The sequence below is a fragment of the Paraburkholderia terricola genome (genome assembly GCF_003330825.1).
GTDB lineage: Bacteria > Pseudomonadota > Gammaproteobacteria > Burkholderiales > Burkholderiaceae > Paraburkholderia > Paraburkholderia terricola.
This window is the reverse complement of record NZ_CP024941.1, coordinates 3,572,986-3,590,209: the sequence shown is the minus strand read 5'-3', so window position 1 is coordinate 3,590,209 and position 17,224 is coordinate 3,572,986. Positions and strand designations below refer to the sequence as shown.

Here is a 17,224-nt window from a genome sequence, read left to right as displayed (position 1 = left end):
GCGGTCAGACCGGAACCGTCGCACAACGCGCACGTCGCAAATGAAGACGTAGCAAACGCGCATGTCGCACAACGCGCACTACGCGCGATAGAATTCAGGAATTCAGCATGAAAAACCCCTTTCGCATGGTGGCCGCCGCGCTCGCCATTGCCGCTGTCACGATCGGTTGCTCGGCGCAGGCCGACCAGACCACCGACAAGCTCAAAGCCACGCTGCAAACGCGTCTCGCCGACGTCACGATCAAGAGCGTGACGAAATCGCCGATCGCCGGCCTCTACGAAGTGAACCTCGGCACGCAGATCATTTATAGCGACGCGAACGGCGATTACCTGATGCTCGGCGATATCGTCGATGCAAAGAGCCGCAAGAATCTGACCGAAGCGCGTCTGTCGGAAACCAACCGCATCGATTTCGCGAGCCTGCCGTTCGCGAACGCGGTGAAGGTCGTGAAGGGCAACGGCGCGCGCAAGATCGCCGTGTTCTCCGATCCGAACTGCCCGTACTGCAAGCAGTTCGAAACCACGCTCAAATCGGTCGACAACGTCACCGTCTACACCTTTTTGTACCCGGTGCTGTCGCCGGATTCGACCGCCAAGTCGAAGTCGATCTGGTGCTCGACCGACCGCGCGAAAGCATGGGAATCGTGGATGCAGGACCATCAGGCGCCCACCGCCGCCGGCACCTGCGACACCGCGGCGATCGACAAGAACCTGGCGCTCGGCCGCGCGATGAACGTCGAAGGCACGCCCACGGTGTTCCTCGCCGACGGCCGCCGTTTGCCCGGCGCCGTGCCGGCAGACCGCCTGAATAAGGAATTGTCCGCGGTGCATTGAGCGCCGAAACCGAGCAAGGCAGCACATCGAAGCAAGGAGGCGCGGAGTGCGCCTCCTTTCACATCAAGCCCCGAACATCCCGCCTCGAATCTTCCGATCCCCGATGAAGCCGATCCGCTACAGCATCGTTCCCAGCCAACCCGCCGCCCATTTGTTCGAAGTCACCGTCACCGTCGCGGATCCCGATCCGGCTGGCCAGCGTTTCATGCTGCCGGTGTGGATTCCGGGCAGCTACATGGTGCGCGAGTTCGCGCGCAACATCGTCACGCTGCGCGCCGTCAATGAGGCGGGCCGCAAGGTGCGTGTCGAAAAGACCGACAAGCACACGTGGCGGGCCGCGCCGGTCAAAGGCGCGCTGACGCTGCGTTACGAGGTGTATGCGTGGGATCTGTCGGTGCGCGCGGCGCATCTCGACGATACGACGGGTTTCTTCAACGGCACGAGCGTGTTTCTCTCGCCGCTCGGCCACGAGGACGCGCCGTGCGTGGTCGACATCCAGAAGCCGGCAGGCGCCGTGTATCGAAACTGGCGTGTCGCCACCGCGCTGCCGGAAGCGCGCGGCACGAAACGTTACGGCTTTGGCGAGTATCGCGCGCAGAACTACGATGATTTGATCGATCATCCGGTTACGCTCGGCGAGTTCGAGCTTGCCACCTTCAAGGCGCATGGCGTGCCGCACGACATCGTGATCGCCGGGCGCGTGGTCGGGCTGGACATGGCGCGGCTCTCCGCCGACCTCAAGCGCATCTGCGAAGCGCAGATTGCGTTGTTCGAGCCGAAGTCGAAGAAAGCGCCGGTCGACCGCTACGTCTTCATGACGCAGGCCGTCGCCGATGGTTACGGTGGACTCGAACATCGCGCTTCGACCGCGTTGATCTGCGATCGCGGCGATCTGCCGGTGCAAGGCCGCGAGGCGCTCACTGAAGGCTACCGGACCTACCTCGGTCTGTGCAGCCACGAATACTTCCACACGTGGAATGTGAAGCGGATCAAGCCAGCCGTGTTCGCGCCGTACGATCTGAACGCGGAAAACTATACGTCGCTGCTGTGGCTGTTCGAGGGCTTCACCTCGTACTACGACGATCTGATTCTCGTGCGCAGCGGCCTGATTTCGCCGGACGACTACCTCGGCATGATCGGCAAGGTGATCGGCGGCGTGCAGCGCGGCAGTGGCCGCCTGAAGCAGACCGTCGCCGAAAGCTCGTTCGACGCGTGGGTCAAATACTATCGGCAGGACGAAAACGCGCCGAACGCGATCGTCAGCTACTACACCAAGGGCTCGCTCGTCGCGCTCGCGTTCGATCTGACGATCCGCGCGCAAACCGGCAACCGCAAATCGCTCGACGACGTGATGCGTCTGCTGTGGCAGCGTTTCGGCCGTGACTTTTATCGCGGCAAACCGGTGGGCGTCGAGGAAAGCGAGATCGAGGCGATTTTCGCCGAAGCGACCGGCGCGCAATTGGGCGAACTGTTCGCCGAAGCCGTGCACGGCACGCGCGATCTGCCGCTCGACGCGCTTTTCGAACCGTTCGGCGTGACGCTCGCGCCCGATCTCGACAAGAACGGCAAACCGTCGCTCGGTGCGCGAGTGCGCGGCGGGGCGGATTGCACGCTGACGGCGGTTCACGACGGCAGCGCCGCGCAGAAAGCGGGCCTCTCGGCCGGCGACGTGCTGATCGCGCTCGACGGCCTGCGCGTCACCGGCTCGAATCTCGACGCGCTGCTGTCGCGCTATCTGCCCGGCGCAAAGGTGGAAATCCATGCCTTTCGCCGCGACGAACTGCGCGCCGCGCAAGTCAAGCTGGACGGGCCTGAGGCGACGCGCTACAAGCTCACGATCAGCGACAGGCGGCCTGCCGCGCGCAAGGCCCGCGAGCGCTGGCTGGCAAGCTGATCGTAATCCGTAGTGCCGTCAATCGGCGGCTGAGGGTGGCGGATTGTTCTACCAGTGCAACAATCCGTCGCCTTTCAATGGCTTTTTCCCGGGTCGGTAAAAAAACACAATGACTCCACTCGCGCAACACTGCGCGCCCCCACTGGAGTCAACCATGACCACGATCCTGCAAATCAACTCGGCAGCCCGCTCGCAAGGCGCGAACTCGACGCTCCTCGTCAACGAACTCACCGCCAAGCTGCAACAATCGAATCCGGGCGCGCAAGTCGTCGTCCGTAACCTGCAAGCCGAACCGCTGCCGCATCTGGACGACGCCGTGCTCGGCGCGTTCTTCACGCCCGCCGACCAGCGCACGCCGGAGCAAGCCGCGATCGCCGCGCGCAGCGACGCGCTGATCGCCGAACTGCAAGCCGCCGACATCGTCGTGATCGGTGCGCCGATGTACAACTTCGGCATCTCGTCGCAGCTCAAGACGTATTTCGACTTCATCGCACGCGCCGGCGTCACGTTCCAGTACACGGCGAACGGTCCTGAAGGTCTCGTGAAGGGTAAGAAGGTCTACATCGTGTCGGCGCGCGGCGGCAAGTATCTGGGCACGCCGGGCGACAGCCAGACGCCGTATCTCAAGACCTTCCTCGCCTTCATCGGCATGACCGACGTCAACTTCATCTACGCCGAAGGCCTGAACATGGGCCCGGACGCAGCCGGCGCCGCGCTGGCCGCCGCGCGCGAAGCGATCGCTGCCGCGTAAGCTGCGAGGGTTGCGCCGCTGCATGTAACCGCTGTATGTGACCGCAGCGTGTGAGCGCAGCGGCGACGAATGAAGAAACGCCACGGAATGCGAATTCCGTGGCGTTTTTTATGCCTTCGAGGCGTTGGCCCGTGTCGCCGGCGCGAGTGGCATTCGTGAGCGCTTAAGCCAGCGTCTGCGCTTCGTCGGGCAAGCGCCAGTCGATCGGTTGGCGGCCGTGCTTCGCCAGATACTCGTTGGCCGCCGCGAAATGCCCGCAGCCGAGAAAGCCCCGATGCGCCGACAGCGGCGACGGATGCGGCGCTTCCAGCACGTAATGCGACTTGCCGCCGAGCAACGCGCGCTTGGCCTGCGCATGCGCGCCCCACAGCATGAACACGAGGCCGTCGTGGCGCATCGCCAGTTCGTGAATCAGCGTATCCGTGCATTTTTCCCAGCCGCGTTTCGCGTGACTCGCGGCGGCATTGCGCTCGACGGTCAGCACCGTGTTCAGCAACAGCACGCCTTGCCTGGCCCATGCGTCGAGGCAGCCGTGACGCGGCGGCTCGTAGCCGAGACTCGCGGCGATTTCCTTGAAGATGTTGCGCAGCGAGGGCGGCGGACGCACGGCGGGCGGCACCGAAAACGCGAGTCCGTGAGCTTGCGGGGTGCCGCGGTCTTCGCCGTGGTAGGGGTCCTGGCCGAGGATGACGACTTTCACGTCGTCCGGGCTGGTGAGGCGCAATGCGCGGAACACGTCGGTGGGATAGACGGTTTTGCCGGCGGCGCGCTCACCGTCGACGAAACGGCATAGCGGCGCATAGGCGTCGCTTTCGATGAACGGTTTGAGGTGCGCGCGCCATGCGGGAGGCAGGGCGTCGAATTGGGCTTCGAGCGTGGTCGTTGGCTGTGCGTGCGGCTGAGCGGTTGCGTTGGCCGGCGTGGCCGGAGCGTCGCCGAACAGCGAAGCCTGCGACGGCGTGGAGCGGGTGCGGGATGCGGAGGTCATGGCGGGGAAGTGTCGCAGCAAACGCGTTGGGGCTCAAGGTGCGTTTGCCGTGCGGGTTTGTGCCGCGGAGTCAGCTCGCTCGCAATTGATAACCGCGTTGGGCCTTGCTGATGTCGTCGGGAGCGAGGCCGGCGACCTGCTTGCCGAGTTCCGCCGCCAGCGCGTGCAGTGCGGCTTCATCGCCGGATTTCAGTTCGAGCTCGATTTCGGAGATCGGCGCGCGGCGGAGTTCGCCGTTCACCTGAGCCAGAACGTCGCCCTGGTCGATCGCGGCCTCGACTTTCGATCCGTCGATCTCGACATGCCACAGCGTGCGCGTGAAATTCGTGCGGAACAGTTCGATCAGTTCCGGCGCAGCCCGGCGCAGCGCTTGCCCGGCGGCCGGCTCGTCGCACTCGTGCAGCAAGGCGTCGATCTCCAGCTTTTCGCCTGCCACGGGCATTTCCCATTCGTGCCGGCTGTGCAAACCACCCTTTGCGAGACCCACCGTCTTGAACGTTTGCAACCAGCCGTCCGGCGTATGCCGCAGACGCAGCGCGCTTTTCGAACTGGCGAGCGTCAGCCGAGGCGTGTCGAAGTAAATATTCGACAGCTTGACCGCGCGGCCCGCTTCACCGGTGCGCTCGACGAACCACTGCGTCGCCGCTTTCACCTGACTCGCCGGCAGCGCCAGCTTGATTTCGCGTTCCATGCCCATGACGTGCTCCGCTACCTCTGCCGTGTCCCGACGCCGCGCCTAGAAAAACATCCGGGCCAGTTCCACGCCCGGTTCTTCCGCACGCATGAACGCCTCGCCGACGAGGAACGTATGCACGTCCATCGCCCGCAACCGGTCGACATCGACGCGCGACAGGATGCCCGATTCGGTGACCACGATGCGGTCGTCGGGAATCGATTCGAGCATGCCGATGGTCGTCTCGATCGACGTTTCGAAGGTGCGCAGATTGCGGTTGTTGATGCCGATCAGCGGCGTTTTCAGCGTGAGCGCTTCCATCAGTTCGCGGCTGTCGTGCACCTCGACCAGCACCGCGAGGCCCAGCGAATGCGCGAGCGCTTCGAGGTCCTGCATCTGCGAGGTATCGAGCGCGGCGGCGATCAGCAGGATCGCGTCGGCGCCCATCGCGCGGGCTTCGACGATCTGGTACGGATCGACGATGAAGTCCTTGCGCAGCACCGGCAGGCCGCACGCGGCGCGCGCTTCCTGCAGATACGCGACGCTGCCCTTGAAGAACTGCACGTCCGTGAGCACGGACAGGCAGGCCGCGCCGTGCTTCTCATACGAACGCGCGATCTCGGCCGGCACGAAGTGCTCGCGCAGCACGCCCTTCGACGGGCTGGCCTTCTTCACTTCGGCGATCACCGCGGCGAGCCCCGCCGTGTGCTTCGCGCGCAATGCGCCGACGAAATCGCGGATATCGCGCGCCGACGCTTCGAGGCGCAGTTCTTCGAGCGGCGCGCTCTGTTCGGCCGCGCGCACTTCTTCGCGTTTGACCGCGATGATGCGGTCGAGGATGTCGCTCATGAGTATCTCGCTACGAAAATGACTGCTTGAATTGCTGGGTGAAGCGGATCAGTTCGTCGACCTTCGCGCGCGCCTTGCCGCTGGCGATCGCTTCGCGTGCGAGCTGAATGCCGTCCGCGATCGACGCGGCCACGTTCGCCGAATAGAGCGCCGTGCCCGCGTTCAGCGTGACGATTTCGCGCGCGACGCCGGGCTTGTTGTCGAGCGCCTCGAGCAGCATCACCTTGGATTCGGCGGCGTCGGCCACTTTCAGCGTGCGGTTCGACACCATCTGCATGCCGAAGTCCTCGGGATGAATCTCGTACTCGTGGATCTGGCCGTCGCGCAACTCGCCGACTTGCGTCGCCGCGCCGAGCGAGACTTCGTCCATGCCGTCCATGCCGTACACCACCAGCACATGCTTCGCGCCGAGGCGCTGCATCACGCGCACCTGAATGCCGACGAGGTCGCCATGAAATACGCCCATGAGCTGATTCGGCGCGCCGGCCGGATTAGTGAGCGGCCCGAGGATGTTGAAGATGGTCCGCACGCCGAGTTCGCGGCGCACCGGCGCGATGTTCTTCATGGCCGGATGATGGTTCGGCGCGAACATGAAGCCCATGCCGGTTTCCGCGATCGACGCCGCCACCTGTTCCGGCTGCAGGTCGATATTCACGCCGAGCGCCTCGAGCACGTCCGCGCTGCCCGACTTGCTCGACACGCCGCGATTGCCGTGCTTCGCAACCCTGGCGCCCGCCGCGGCGGAGACGAACATGGTCGCCGTGGAAATGTTGAAGGTGTGCGAGCCGTCGCCGCCGGTGCCGACGATATCGACGAAATTCGAGTTGTCCTGCACCTCGACGTGCCGGGCAAATTCACGCATCACCGTGGCGGCGGCGGTGATTTCGCCGATGGTCTCTTTTTTGACGCGCAAGCCGGTGATGATCGCCGCCGACATCACGGGCGAGAGTTCGCCGCGCATGATGAGCCGCATCAGATGCAGCATTTCGTCGTGGAAAATCTCGCGGTGCTCGATGGTCCGTTGCAGCGCTTCCTGGGGCGTAATCGACATGATGTCGTCTCTCTTCATCAAGCGGTGCGGTGGGTGACGGCGGACTTCGACTGTTTCACGAAGTTTTCGAGCAAGGCGTGGCCGTGTTCGGACAGGATCGCTTCCGGGTGGAACTGCACGCCTTCGACCGCGAGTTGCTTGTGGCGCACGCCCATGATCTCGCCGTCCTCGGTCCATGCGGACACTTCCAGGCACTCGGGCAGCGACTCGAGTTCGATCGCGAGCGAGTGATAGCGCGTGACGGCGAAGTGCCTGGGCAGATCGGCGAACACGCCCTTGCAGTCGGTTTCGATCGTGCTCACCTTGCCGTGCATGATGGTCTGCGCGCGCACCACGCGGCCGCCGAACGCCTCGCCGATCGCCTGATGGCCGAGGCACACGCCGAGAATCGGCGTCTTGCCGGCGAATTCGCGCAGCACGTCGAGCGTGATGCCGGCGTGTTGCGGATTGCTCGGACCCGGCGACAGGCAGATGCGCTCGGGGTTGAGCCTCGCGATTTCGTCCAGCGTGATTTCGTCGTTGCGGTAGGTGCGCACGTCCTCGCCGAGTTCGCCGAAGTACTGCACCAGGTTGTAGGTGAACGAGTCGTAGTTGTCGATCATGAGCAGCATGGTCTGTCTCCGGTCAGAAGTCGCTGTCGAGGCCGTCTTGCACCTGCTCGGCGGCGCGCAGCACGGCGCGCGCCTTGTTCTCGGTCTCTTGCCATTCGGACTCGGGCACGGAATCCGCGACCACGCCCGCCGCCGCCTGAACATACAGATTGCCGTTGGCGATCACGCCGGTGCGGATCGTGATGGCCAGATCCATCTCGCCGGTGAACGACAGGTAGCCGACCGCACCGCCGTACAGGCCGCGCTTCACGGGTTCGAGTTCGTCGATCAGTTCCATCGCGCGGACCTTCGGCGCACCCGACAGCGTGCCGGCCGGGAAGGTGGCGCGCAGCACGTCGAAATTGGTGGTGCCGGGTTTCAGCTTGCCTTCCACCGAGCTTACGATGTGCTGCACGTGCGAGTACTTTTCGATCACCATCTTGTCGGTGACGACCACCGAGCCGATCTGCGCGATGCGGCCCACGTCGTTGCGCGCGAGGTCGATCAGCATGACGTGCTCGGCGATTTCCTTCGGATCGTTCAGGAGTTCGGTGGCGAGCTCGGCGTCGCGTTCCGGCGTGTTGCCGCGCGGACGCGTGCCGGCGAGCGGCCGGATCGTGACGATGCGGTCCTCGCCGCGCTTTTCCTGGCGCACCAGGATTTCCGGCGACGCGCCGACCACATGGAAGTCGCCGAAGTTGTAGAAGTACATATACGGCGACGGATTCAGCGAGCGCAGCGCGCGATACAGCGAGAGCGGATTGTCGCGGTACGGTTTGGTCAGACGTTGGCCGACCTGCACCTGCATCAACTCGCCCGCGGCGATGTATTCCTTCGCCTTGCGCACGGCGGTCAGATAGTCGTCTTTCGCGAATTCGCGGTAGGTGTCGGTGCGCACGCTCGCCGACGTGACCGGCGGCTGCACGGTCGTGCGCAGACGCTGGCGCAATTCACGCAGACGCTGCCTGGCCTTCGTGTATGCCTCGGGCTGCGTCGGGTCGGCGTAGACCACGAGGTACAGCTTGCCCGCGAGGTTGTCGATCACCGCGACTTCCTCGGTGAGCAGCAACTGGATGTCGGGCAGGTTCAGATCGTCTTTCGGCGCGGTATGCGCAAGCTTCTTCTCGATGTAGCGCACCGCGTCATAGCCGAAGTAACCCGCGAGGCCGCCCGCGAAACGCGGCAGCCCCGGGCGCTGCGCCACCTTGAAGCGCCCCTGGAATTGCTGGATGAATTCGAGCGGATCGCCCTCGTGCGTTTCGACCACCTTGCCGTCGCGCACCACTTCCGACACGCCGTTGCGGGTGCGCAGTAGCGTGCGCGCCGGCAATCCGATGAACGAATAGCGGCCGAAGCGCTCGCCGCCCACCACCGATTCCAGCAGAAACGAGTTGGCGCCGTTGCGCTCGCTCTGCGCGAGCTTCAGGTACAGCGAAAGCGGCGTTTCGAGGTCGGCGAGCGCCTCGGCGATCAGCGGAATGCGGTTGAAGCCCTCGTTGGCGAGGGACTGGAATTCGAGTTCGGTCATGTTCCGATCCTGTTCGTAGGTCCGGCGGCAGCGTGCGTCGGACAAAGCGGGGCATTGCGCGGCCGGCCAGCCGTTCGTTCGACGTTTCGATACGATGATACCGACCGGCGCGAGTTTCCCATCGACGCGTGCAGCGAATGTCAGCGCACAGATGTACTTTGCGGGTACACGCGGGCTGAATCAACCGGTGCAGCGAAACAAGACGATGGAAAAAAACGCGTGAGCGCAGCGAAGTAAAAAACGGTTGCCGAAGACGAACTTCAGCGTACCTCAGAGGAGGTTAGCGCGACCAGCGACGCCAGGGCCAGGCTCCCCGGTCGATGCTAATCAGACTCCGTTTTTTATTCAGAAACATGAGGATGAGGGACTTTTCAAGTCGTGGATTGGTGCGCTGCGATTGCCTTGGCGGCCTCCAGCAGCGAGGCAACTATACCATCGGATTTTATTGTTTGTATAGCTTGGCCGTGGTTGTAGCCGTATGGCACGGTAAGCGTTGCCATGCCCGCCGCGCGGCCCGCGAGCGCATCGTTTTCGGAGTCGCCGATCGCGACCGTGGCTTGCGGTTCGACGCCGAGTTGCGCCGCGGCCGTGAGCATGGGTAGCGGGTCCGGCTTCTTTTTCGGCAAGCTGTCGCCGCCCAGCACGACGCTGAAATACTGGCTGAGCCCGTACTGCCGCAGCAAGTCGACCGCGAACCGGTGCGGCTTGTTGGTCACGCAGGCGAGTTTGAGGCCGGCGTCGCGCATGGCGATCAGGCCGGCTTCGACGTCGGGATACAAGCGCGTATGCAGGCCGTTGATCTTCGCGTACTCCGCCTGATAGAGCGCGAGCGCCTCGTCGAAGCGATCCTGTGCGTGGGCCGTTTCGAAACGCGGCGCGAGCACGCTGCGGATCAGATGCTCCGAACCCTTGCCGACATAACCGACCACTTCCTCGCGCGAGGTTTCGAGTGCGTCGAGTTGCGCGAGCATGCCGTTCAGGCCGGCGGTGAAATCGTCCGCGGTGTCGATCATCGTGCCGTCGAGGTCGATGATCGCGGCTTGCAGGCGCGGGCCGGTGAACGCCGGGGCGGGAAACGGAGCACTAAACGGAGCAGTGAGCGGAGCGGTCATGGCGCCGGGTTTCAGTGCTCGATGCCGGCAAGCGCGGCGCGCATCTTGTCGATCACGACCTTGTGATCCGGCGCGCCGAAGATGGCCGAACCGGCCACGAACGTGTCGGCGCCGGCTGCCGCGATTTCGGCGATGTTGTCGACCTTCACGCCGCCGTCCACTTCCAGATGGATCTCGCGGCCGGTCTTTTCCTTATAGGCGTCGATCCGCTTGCGTGCTTCACGCAGCTTGTTGAGCGCCTCGGGAATGAACGATTGACCGCCAAAGCCCGGATTCACCGACATGATCAGCACGAGATCGAGCTTGTCCATCACATGGTCCAGATAATTCAGCGACGTGGCGGGGTTGAACACCAGGCCGGCCTTGCAGCCGTGGTCGCGAATCAGCGAAAGCGTGCGGTCTATGTGATCGGAGCCTTCCGGATGAAAGCTGATCAGGTTCGCGCCGGCTTTCGCGAAGTCCGGCACGATCCGGTCGACCGGGCGCACCATCAGATGCACGTCGATCGGCACGTCCACGTGCGGGCGGATCGCCTCGCAGACGAGCGGACCGATGGTCAGGTTCGGCACGTAGTGGTTATCCATCACGTCGAAGTGAATCCAGTCGGCGCCGGCGGCGACGACGTTGCGCACTTCCTCGCCGAGGCGCGCGAAGTCGGCGGACAGAATGCTGGGTGCGATGCGGAATTGCGTCATGGCGGGGGGCGGAGGCAAGCGGGAAAGCGCTATTTTACCGTTTTGTGCGGTTCTGAACCGGCTTGCAGGCGGCTTGCGCGTGGCGCGCGTATGGTTCGCGCATGGCTGACGGGCGGTTCAAGGCCGGCTGCGGTTCGAACCGCGTGGGTGATACACCAGGTGACAAAACGCCTGAGTCGCCCTTGGCCAGAGGATTTGTCCGGTTGCGGGCGTGCCGCGCATGAAGCAGAATGCCAATCCATCAAGCGCCGCTTCGCCGATGCGCCCGCAAACCATTGGCGCTAGGGCTTTCCGCGATTTTTCACACCTGTTTCACCAGATCGGAATCACGATGAGCCAGTACGAATTCAGCGTCTCGGCGCGGGTGCAATATCTGCCCGAAGAGTCGGACCCGGAGCGCCGCCAGTATGCGTTCGCATACACGCTGACTATCCGTAACAGCGGCCAGGTGCCCGCGCAGTTGATTGCGCGTCATTGGGTGATTACCGACAGCGACAATAACGTGCAGGAAGTGAAGGGCCTGGGCGTGGTCGGCCATCAGCCGCTGCTCAAACCGGGCGAGCACTTCGAATATACGAGTTGGGCGGTTATCGCCACGCCGGTCGGCACGATGCGCGGCGAGTATTTTTGCGTGGCGGAAGACGGTGAGCGTTTCGATGCGCCGGTGCCGGAGTTCATCTTGCGCATGCCGCGCACGTTGCATTGAACCGGGGGCGTGGCCCGCGGTCTTTAAACAGTCCATTGCGCGGTTGAGCGCCCAGCTTTACCGCGTTTTTTGCTGCTTGGACTGTTGGTTATCGTTGGCGCGTGCGGCTTTCTTCTTGCCTGACGACGTCCACACAACGATAAAGACGAGCAGGAAGAGCGCGAGAAGCGATTCCAGCGCGAAGATGAGCATTGGGTATTCGTCGAACAGATCAGACATGGCGGTTTCCATCAAGAACGAACATTGTATGCGTTTTGTCCGCACGGCCGGAGCGTGGCTCGGGGCGCTTTCGGTTGCGGTGATGCTGGCGTCCTGCGGCGGCGGCGGCGCGGTACGGCCTTCGGTCTCGCCGCCCACGGGCGCCGCGATCATACCCGGGCAGATTGCCCCGGCGCGGCTCACGGCGGTGGCCTGGCAGCAAGTGCCGGGATGGCAGGATGATTCGCTGATCGGCGCGACGGCCGCTTTGCGGCAAAACTGCGTGAGGCTGGCGCGTCAATCGAACTGGGCTCGTGCTTGTGCCGCGGCGTCGCAAATCGACGACCTCGACGTCACCAGTGCGCGGGCGTTTTTTGAAGCCTATTTCACGCCATTCCAGCTAGCGAATAACGACGGCACGCTCGACGGTCTCGTGACCGGTTACTACGAGCCGTTGCTGCGCGGTTCGCGTACGCGGCACGGCGTGTATCAAACGGCGCTGTATCGCTGGCCGTCCGGTTATCGTGCGGGCGCGCCGCTGCCGGCGCGTGCGCAACTCGAGCGCTCCGGCGTGCTCAACGGCAACGAACTGGTGTGGGTCGACGACCCGATCGAAGCGTTTTTCCTGCAAGTGCAGGGCTCGGGGCGCATCGTGATGGAAGACGGCAGCGTGATGCGGGTCGGCTTTGGCGGCACCAACAATCAGCCGTACAAGTCGATCGGGCGGTGGCTGCTGGATCGTGGCGAACTCACGCCTTCGCAGGCCACCATGCAGGGAATCAAGGCATGGGCGCGCGCGAATCCGGCGCGGGTCGATGCGCTGCTCGATACCAATCCGCGCTTCGTGTTTTTCCGGGAGATGCCGTCCGGCGAGAGCGTGCCTGGCGGCGGCGCGGACGGTCCGATCGGCGCGCTCGGTGTGCCGCTGACGCCGGAGCGGTCGATCGCGGTCGATCCGGCGTCCATTCCGCTCGGTACGCCGGTGTTCTTGCAGACCACGCGTCCGCTGACGAACTCGCCGATGAATCGCCTCGTCTTCGCGCAAGACACGGGTTCCGCGATCAGGGGCGGCGTGCGCGCCGATTACTTCTGGGGGCTGGGCGACGACGCCGGCGATTTGGCCGGCAAGATGAAGCAGGGCGGCCGGATGTGGTTGTTGCTGCCGAATTCGTGATGAGCTAACGGTGGCGAGCGCGGCGGTTTTCCCCAGAGGCAAGGCCGCCGCGTGTCGCGTGGGCATTGAAGTGCCTAACGTTGGCTAACGTTGCAGTCCCGGCGCCGCAATCGGGTGCGGCGCCGGCCGCCTGGCCTAAAGCCCCGACTTACGCTTGTCCACTACCCGGCGAGCCTTTCCCACCGAGCGCTCGATCCCGTTCACCGCCAGCACATTCACCACGGCGCTTACGCCGATCAGCGCCTTGATGTCGTACGCCAGCGCCTGCCTTGCCGTGTTCAACGCGACGGTGTCAGGCGCCGTTTCCGGGCAGGGCTCCACGTTTAACGTCAGCACGTCGAGCGGACCTTCCTTGGTGAGCACGATCTGGTAGTGCGGCGCGAGAGCGTGCTGCTTGAGCAGCAATTCCTCGATCTGTGTCGGGAACACGTTCACGCCGCGCACGATCATCATGTCGTCCGAGCGCCCGGTGATTTTTTCCATTCGACGCATGGTGCGGGCGCTGCCCGGCAGGAGGCGCGTAAGATCGCGAGTCCGGTAGCGAATGATCGGCAGCGCTTCCTTGGTCAACGACGTGAACACCAGTTCGCCGAGTTCGCCGTCCGGCAACACCTGGCCGGTTTCAGGGTCGATGATCTCGGGATAGAAATGGTCTTCCCAGATGGTCGGGCCGTCTTTCGTTTCCACACACTCCGACGCCACGCCGGGCCCCATCACTTCGGATAAGCCGTAGATATCGACAGCGTCGATGCCCATGCGCTTTTCGATCGCATGGCGCATGTCGTTGGTCCACGGTTCCGCGCCGAAGATGCCGAGACGCAGCGAGCAAGTCGCCGGATCGATGCCTTGCCGCTCGAGCTCGTCGGCAATCGAAAGCATGTAGCTCGGCGTGACCATGATGATGTCGGGCCGAAAATCCTGAATCAGCTGCACCTGCTTTTCGGTCTGACCGCCGCCGAACGGGATGACGGTGAGCCCTGCGCGCTCCGCGCCGTAGTGCGCGCCGAGGCCGCCCGTGAAGAGGCCGTAGCCGTAGCTCACGTGAACCTTGTCGCCGCGCTTCGCGCCGGCGGCGCGGATCGAACGCGCGACGAGATTCGCCCACGTATCGATATCGCGCGCCGTGTAGCCGACCACGGTCGGCTTGCCGGTCGTACCGGACGACGCGTGGATTCGTGAGATCTGTTCCTGCGGCACCGCGAACATGCCGAACGGGTAGTTGTCGCGCAGATCCTTCTTCGTGGTGAAGGGAAAGCGGGCCAGGTCCGCAAGCGTTTTCACGTCGCTTGGATGAACGCCGGCTTCATCGAATTTGCGCTGATACACCGGCGAATTTTCATACGCATGGTTCAGCGACCATTTGAGCCGTTCGAGTTGAAGCGCGGCAAGTTCGTCGCGGCTGGCGGTCTCGATCGGATCGAGCGGAAGGGCGGTAGTCATCGAATGTCTCCTTGCTGCCTCAATGCTTGAGTCTGGTGTGCGGCGCGCTCGCGCAAAAAACCGGGGACTGTCTGCTATTTATGGACGTGGTGCCAATGAGCCGGCGCGGTGCCGCGCAATCTCTTGTGGATTTGCTGCGGGGCGGCCGGGTGGTTGGCGTACGGTTGCCTCCTGATTGCCGCGCCCTCGGCCGATTAATCGCCCGTGGGAATCAGCTTGCCTTTTATTTGCGCGGACTTACCGCGGAACATTGCGACGGTTTCCTCCGCGCGGTTCGTGACGCGAATATCGTAGATGCCGGTTCGGCCGCTCAGCGTTTGCTCGATGGCCTCCGCTATCAGCACGTCGCCGCCTTCAACCGGCCGCAAAAACTCGATCGAGCAGCCGGATGCGACCGTGTTGATGTTGTACGTGTTGCAGGCGAACGCGAACGCCGAATCGGCGAGCGTGAAAATCAGGCCACCGTGGCAAATCTGATGGCCGTTCAGAAAATCGTCGCGCACGACCATGCGCAGACGCGCATAGCCTTGGCGCACCTCGACGATCTCGAGGCCGAGCGCCCGGCTGCATGCGTCGTTCTCGTACATGGCGGCGGCGGTTGCGCGGGCGAGCTCGTCCGGCGTCATCTGCTCGGGACGGTTTGGTTGCGTGGACATGTCAGCGGCCCTCGAAACGCGGCGCGCGTTTTTCGACGAAGGCTTGCACGCCTTCCGCGTAATCGTGGGACGCCCCGAGTTGGCGTTGCAGATCGCGTTCCAGATCGAGTTGCTGATCGAGCGTTTGCGTCGCGCCGGCGCGCATCGCCTGTTTGATCGCGGCCATCGCGCGCGTTGGTTGCTGTGCGAGTGTTGCGGCGAGTTGCGCCGCGCTGGAGGCGAGCTCCGCGTCGTCGACGGCTTGCCAGATCAAGCCCCAACTTTCGGCTTTCTCCGCCCCCAGTTTGTCGCCGGTGATGGCGAGCCCCAAGGCGCGCGCCATGCCGACACGTCGCGGCAGAAACCAGGTGCCGCCGGAGTCCGGCACGAGGCCGATCTTCACGAAAGCCTGAATGAAGCTTGCGGACCGGGCCGCGAGCACAAGGTCGCAAGCCAGCGCGAGGTTGGCGCCGGCGCCGGCAGCCGTGCCGTTGACTGCCGCGATCACTGGCAGCGGCAGCGCTTGCAGGCGGCGAATCAGCGGATTGAAATATTCATCGATCAGTGCCCCCAGATCGGTCATCGCGCCGGGCGTGAAGTCGAGGTCCGCCAGGTCCTGGCCCGCGCAGAAGCCGCGTCCCGCGCCGGTCAGGACGAGGGCGCGCGCGCCGGAGGCTTCGACCTCGTCGAGTGCCGCGCTCAGTTCCTGATGCATTGCGCGCGTGAAGCTATTGAGCTTGTCCGGGCGGTTTAGCGTGATGGTCGCAACATGATTGGATGCGTCGATGTGCACGCGGATCGCTTCATACGACATTGGGTGTCTCCTCTCAAAGTGTCTTTGATCGATGGGCGCTGCGGTGCCGCCGTCAGAGCCGCTCGATCACCAACGCAATGCCTTGGCCCACGCCGATACACATCGTGCAAAGTGCAAAGCGGCCATTGCTTCGTTCGAGTTGATACAGCGCGGTCGTGATCAGACGCGCGCCCGATGCGCCAAGCGGGTGGCCAAGCGCAATCGCTCCGCCGTTCGGATTGACGCGCGGATCGTCATCGCGCAGACCGAGCGTGCGAAGAACGGCTAGGCCCTGTGATGCGAAGGCCTCATTGAGTTCGATCACGTCGAACTGGTCGAGCGTCATGCCGAGTTGCCTGATGAGCTTTTGCGTAGCCGGCGCCGGCCCGATGCCCATGACGCGCGGCTCCACGCCCGCCGTTGCCATGCCCACCACGCGGGCGCGGCGATGCAGGCCGTATTGATCGGCAGCTTGCTGGTTCGCGAGCAGCAGTGCGCATGCGCCGTCGTTTACGCCTGACGCATTGCCGGCGGTCACGCTACCGTCCGGACGAACCACGCCCTTGAGCTTGCCCAGGCTTTCGAGCGAAGTTTCCCGTGGATGTTCGTCGAGCGTCACGCGCACGGGATCGCCTTTCTTCTGTGCAATTTCAACGCCGACGATTTCCTGGGCCAACGTGCCGTCGCGCTGCGCGCGGGCCGCCTTTTGTTGACTTGCCAGGGCAAACGCGTCCTGGTCCGCGCGGCTGATACCGAATTCGACAGCGACGTTTTCCGCGGTTTCAGGCATCGAGTCCACGCCGTACTGGCGTTTCATCAGCGGATTGATGAAGCGCCAGCCGATGGTGGTGTCGTGGATCCCGGCTTGCCGCGAAAACGCGCTGCCGGCCTTGCCCATGACGAACGGCGCGCGCGTCATGCTTTCGACGCCGCCGGCGATCATCAGACGCGCCTCGCCCGCCTTGATCGCGCGAGCGGCGGTGCCGACCGCATCCATGCCCGAGCCGCACAGGCGATTGATGGTTGCGCCGGGCGCCTCCGTGGGCAAACCGGCCAGCAACGCAGACATGCGCGCGACGTTGCGGTTGTCTTCGCCGGCCTGATTGGCGCAACCGTAGATCACGTCGTCGAGCATTCGCCAGTCGACGCCCGGATTGCGCTCGATCAGCGCCTTGATCGGCACCGCGCCGAGGTCGTCGGCGCGGACATCCTTCAGGGCGCCGCCGTAGCGGCCGATTGGGGTGCGAATCGCGTCGCAAATGAAAGCGTCGTTCATATGGGTTCCTGCCGAAAGGAATCGGCGCGAGATGCCGA

18 protein-coding genes are annotated in these 17,224 nt (G+C 64.1%); 5 read left to right on the top strand and 13 right to left on the bottom strand.

Translation table 11 applies throughout. The features are described from left to right. Positions 1-107: 107 nt before the first annotated feature. The 3 genes from CUJ90_RS16080 (at position 108) to CUJ90_RS16070 (ending at position 3,478) form a co-directional block, all read left to right on the top strand. Positions 108-833 (top strand): DsbC family protein, encoded by a 726-nt coding sequence (locus tag CUJ90_RS16080; RefSeq protein WP_083086431.1) that lies wholly within the window; start codon positions 108-110, stop codon positions 831-833. Between the two features lie 103 nt (positions 834-936). Further along, positions 937-2,727: a M61 family metallopeptidase gene (locus tag CUJ90_RS16075; protein WP_114163185.1), complete on the top strand. Its 1,791-nt coding sequence runs from the start codon at positions 937-939 to the stop codon at positions 2,725-2,727. Positions 2,728-2,881: 154 nt separating this feature from the next. Further along, positions 2,882-3,478: an FMN-dependent NADH-azoreductase gene (locus CUJ90_RS16070; protein ID WP_114163184.1), complete on the top strand. Its 597-nt coding sequence runs from the start codon at positions 2,882-2,884 to the stop codon at positions 3,476-3,478. 163 nt (positions 3,479-3,641) lie between these two features. Here CUJ90_RS16070 and CUJ90_RS16065 read toward each other — a convergent pair whose 3' ends face one another. From CUJ90_RS16065 to rpe, 8 genes are all read right to left on the bottom strand, one after another. After that, positions 3,642-4,466: a uracil-DNA glycosylase gene (locus CUJ90_RS16065; RefSeq protein ID WP_073431009.1), complete on the bottom strand. Its 825-nt coding sequence runs from the start codon at positions 4,464-4,466 to the stop codon at positions 3,642-3,644. 70 nt (positions 4,467-4,536) lie between these two features. Next, positions 4,537-5,163, bottom strand: a complete 627-nt coding sequence (locus tag CUJ90_RS16060) for a CYTH domain-containing protein (RefSeq protein WP_114163183.1) — start codon at positions 5,161-5,163, stop codon at positions 4,537-4,539. A gap of 39 nt (positions 5,164-5,202) precedes the next feature. Then, positions 5,203-5,988: an indole-3-glycerol phosphate synthase TrpC gene (gene trpC, locus CUJ90_RS16055; RefSeq protein WP_083086433.1), complete on the bottom strand. Its 786-nt coding sequence runs from the start codon at positions 5,986-5,988 to the stop codon at positions 5,203-5,205. A gap of 10 nt (positions 5,989-5,998) precedes the next feature. Next, positions 5,999-7,039: an anthranilate phosphoribosyltransferase gene (gene trpD / locus CUJ90_RS16050; RefSeq protein ID WP_114163580.1), complete on the bottom strand. Its 1,041-nt coding sequence runs from the start codon at positions 7,037-7,039 to the stop codon at positions 5,999-6,001. A 17-nt stretch (positions 7,040-7,056) separates the two neighbouring features. Continuing rightward, the gene (locus tag CUJ90_RS16045) at positions 7,057-7,650 is read right to left on the bottom strand and encodes an aminodeoxychorismate/anthranilate synthase component II (protein ID WP_114163182.1); all 594 of its coding nucleotides are present in this window, start codon (positions 7,648-7,650) and stop codon (positions 7,057-7,059) included. A gap of 13 nt (positions 7,651-7,663) precedes the next feature. Beyond that, entirely contained in the window at positions 7,664-9,157 is a 1,494-nt protein-coding gene (gene trpE, locus CUJ90_RS16040; protein WP_073431013.1) for an anthranilate synthase component I, read from the bottom strand. A 371-nt stretch (positions 9,158-9,528) separates the two neighbouring features. Further along, positions 9,529-10,269, bottom strand: a complete 741-nt coding sequence (locus CUJ90_RS16035) for a phosphoglycolate phosphatase (RefSeq protein ID WP_114163181.1) — start codon at positions 10,267-10,269, stop codon at positions 9,529-9,531. A gap of 11 nt (positions 10,270-10,280) precedes the next feature. Then, positions 10,281-10,964 carry a ribulose-phosphate 3-epimerase gene (gene rpe, locus CUJ90_RS16030; RefSeq protein ID WP_073431015.1) on the bottom strand — a complete coding sequence of 228 codons (684 nt, stop codon included), beginning with the start codon at positions 10,962-10,964 and terminating at the stop codon, positions 10,281-10,283. Positions 10,965-11,295: 331 nt separating this feature from the next. Here rpe and apaG point away from each other — a divergent pair, with 331 nt between their 5' ends. After that, complete coding sequence (apaG, locus tag CUJ90_RS16025) at positions 11,296-11,670, top strand: Co2+/Mg2+ efflux protein ApaG (RefSeq protein ID WP_073431030.1); 375 nt, start codon at positions 11,296-11,298, stop codon at positions 11,668-11,670. Between the two features lie 57 nt (positions 11,671-11,727). On the opposite strand, the gene CUJ90_RS32850 is transcribed toward apaG, so the two are convergent. Next, positions 11,728-11,889, bottom strand: coding sequence for a hypothetical protein (locus CUJ90_RS32850; protein ID WP_167363300.1), 162 nt, complete (start codon positions 11,887-11,889; stop codon positions 11,728-11,730). Between the two features lie 28 nt (positions 11,890-11,917). Between CUJ90_RS32850 and mltA the strand changes: the two genes are divergently transcribed. Then, on the top strand, positions 11,918-13,042 hold the full coding sequence (gene mltA / locus CUJ90_RS16020) for a murein transglycosylase A (RefSeq protein WP_083086519.1): 1,125 nt from the start codon (positions 11,918-11,920) through the stop codon (positions 13,040-13,042). Positions 13,043-13,177: 135 nt separating this feature from the next. On the opposite strand, the gene paaK is transcribed toward mltA, so the two are convergent. The 4 genes from paaK to pcaF all read right to left on the bottom strand — a co-directional run bounded on the left by paaK (position 13,178) and on the right by pcaF (position 17,186). Then, positions 13,178-14,482, bottom strand: coding sequence for a phenylacetate--CoA ligase PaaK (gene paaK, locus CUJ90_RS16015; protein ID WP_114163180.1), 1,305 nt, complete (start codon positions 14,480-14,482; stop codon positions 13,178-13,180). Positions 14,483-14,676: 194 nt separating this feature from the next. After that, positions 14,677-15,138 carry a hydroxyphenylacetyl-CoA thioesterase PaaI gene (gene paaI / locus CUJ90_RS16010; protein ID WP_083086437.1) on the bottom strand — a complete coding sequence of 154 codons (462 nt, stop codon included), beginning with the start codon at positions 15,136-15,138 and terminating at the stop codon, positions 14,677-14,679. A 1-nt stretch (position 15,139) separates the two neighbouring features. After that, positions 15,140-15,931, bottom strand: coding sequence for a 2-(1,2-epoxy-1,2-dihydrophenyl)acetyl-CoA isomerase PaaG (paaG, locus tag CUJ90_RS16005; protein ID WP_114163179.1), 792 nt, complete (start codon positions 15,929-15,931; stop codon positions 15,140-15,142). Between the two features lie 52 nt (positions 15,932-15,983). Further along, positions 15,984-17,186, bottom strand: a complete 1,203-nt coding sequence (pcaF, locus tag CUJ90_RS16000) for a 3-oxoadipyl-CoA thiolase (RefSeq protein ID WP_114163178.1) — start codon at positions 17,184-17,186, stop codon at positions 15,984-15,986. Positions 17,187-17,224: the final 38 nt, after the last annotated feature.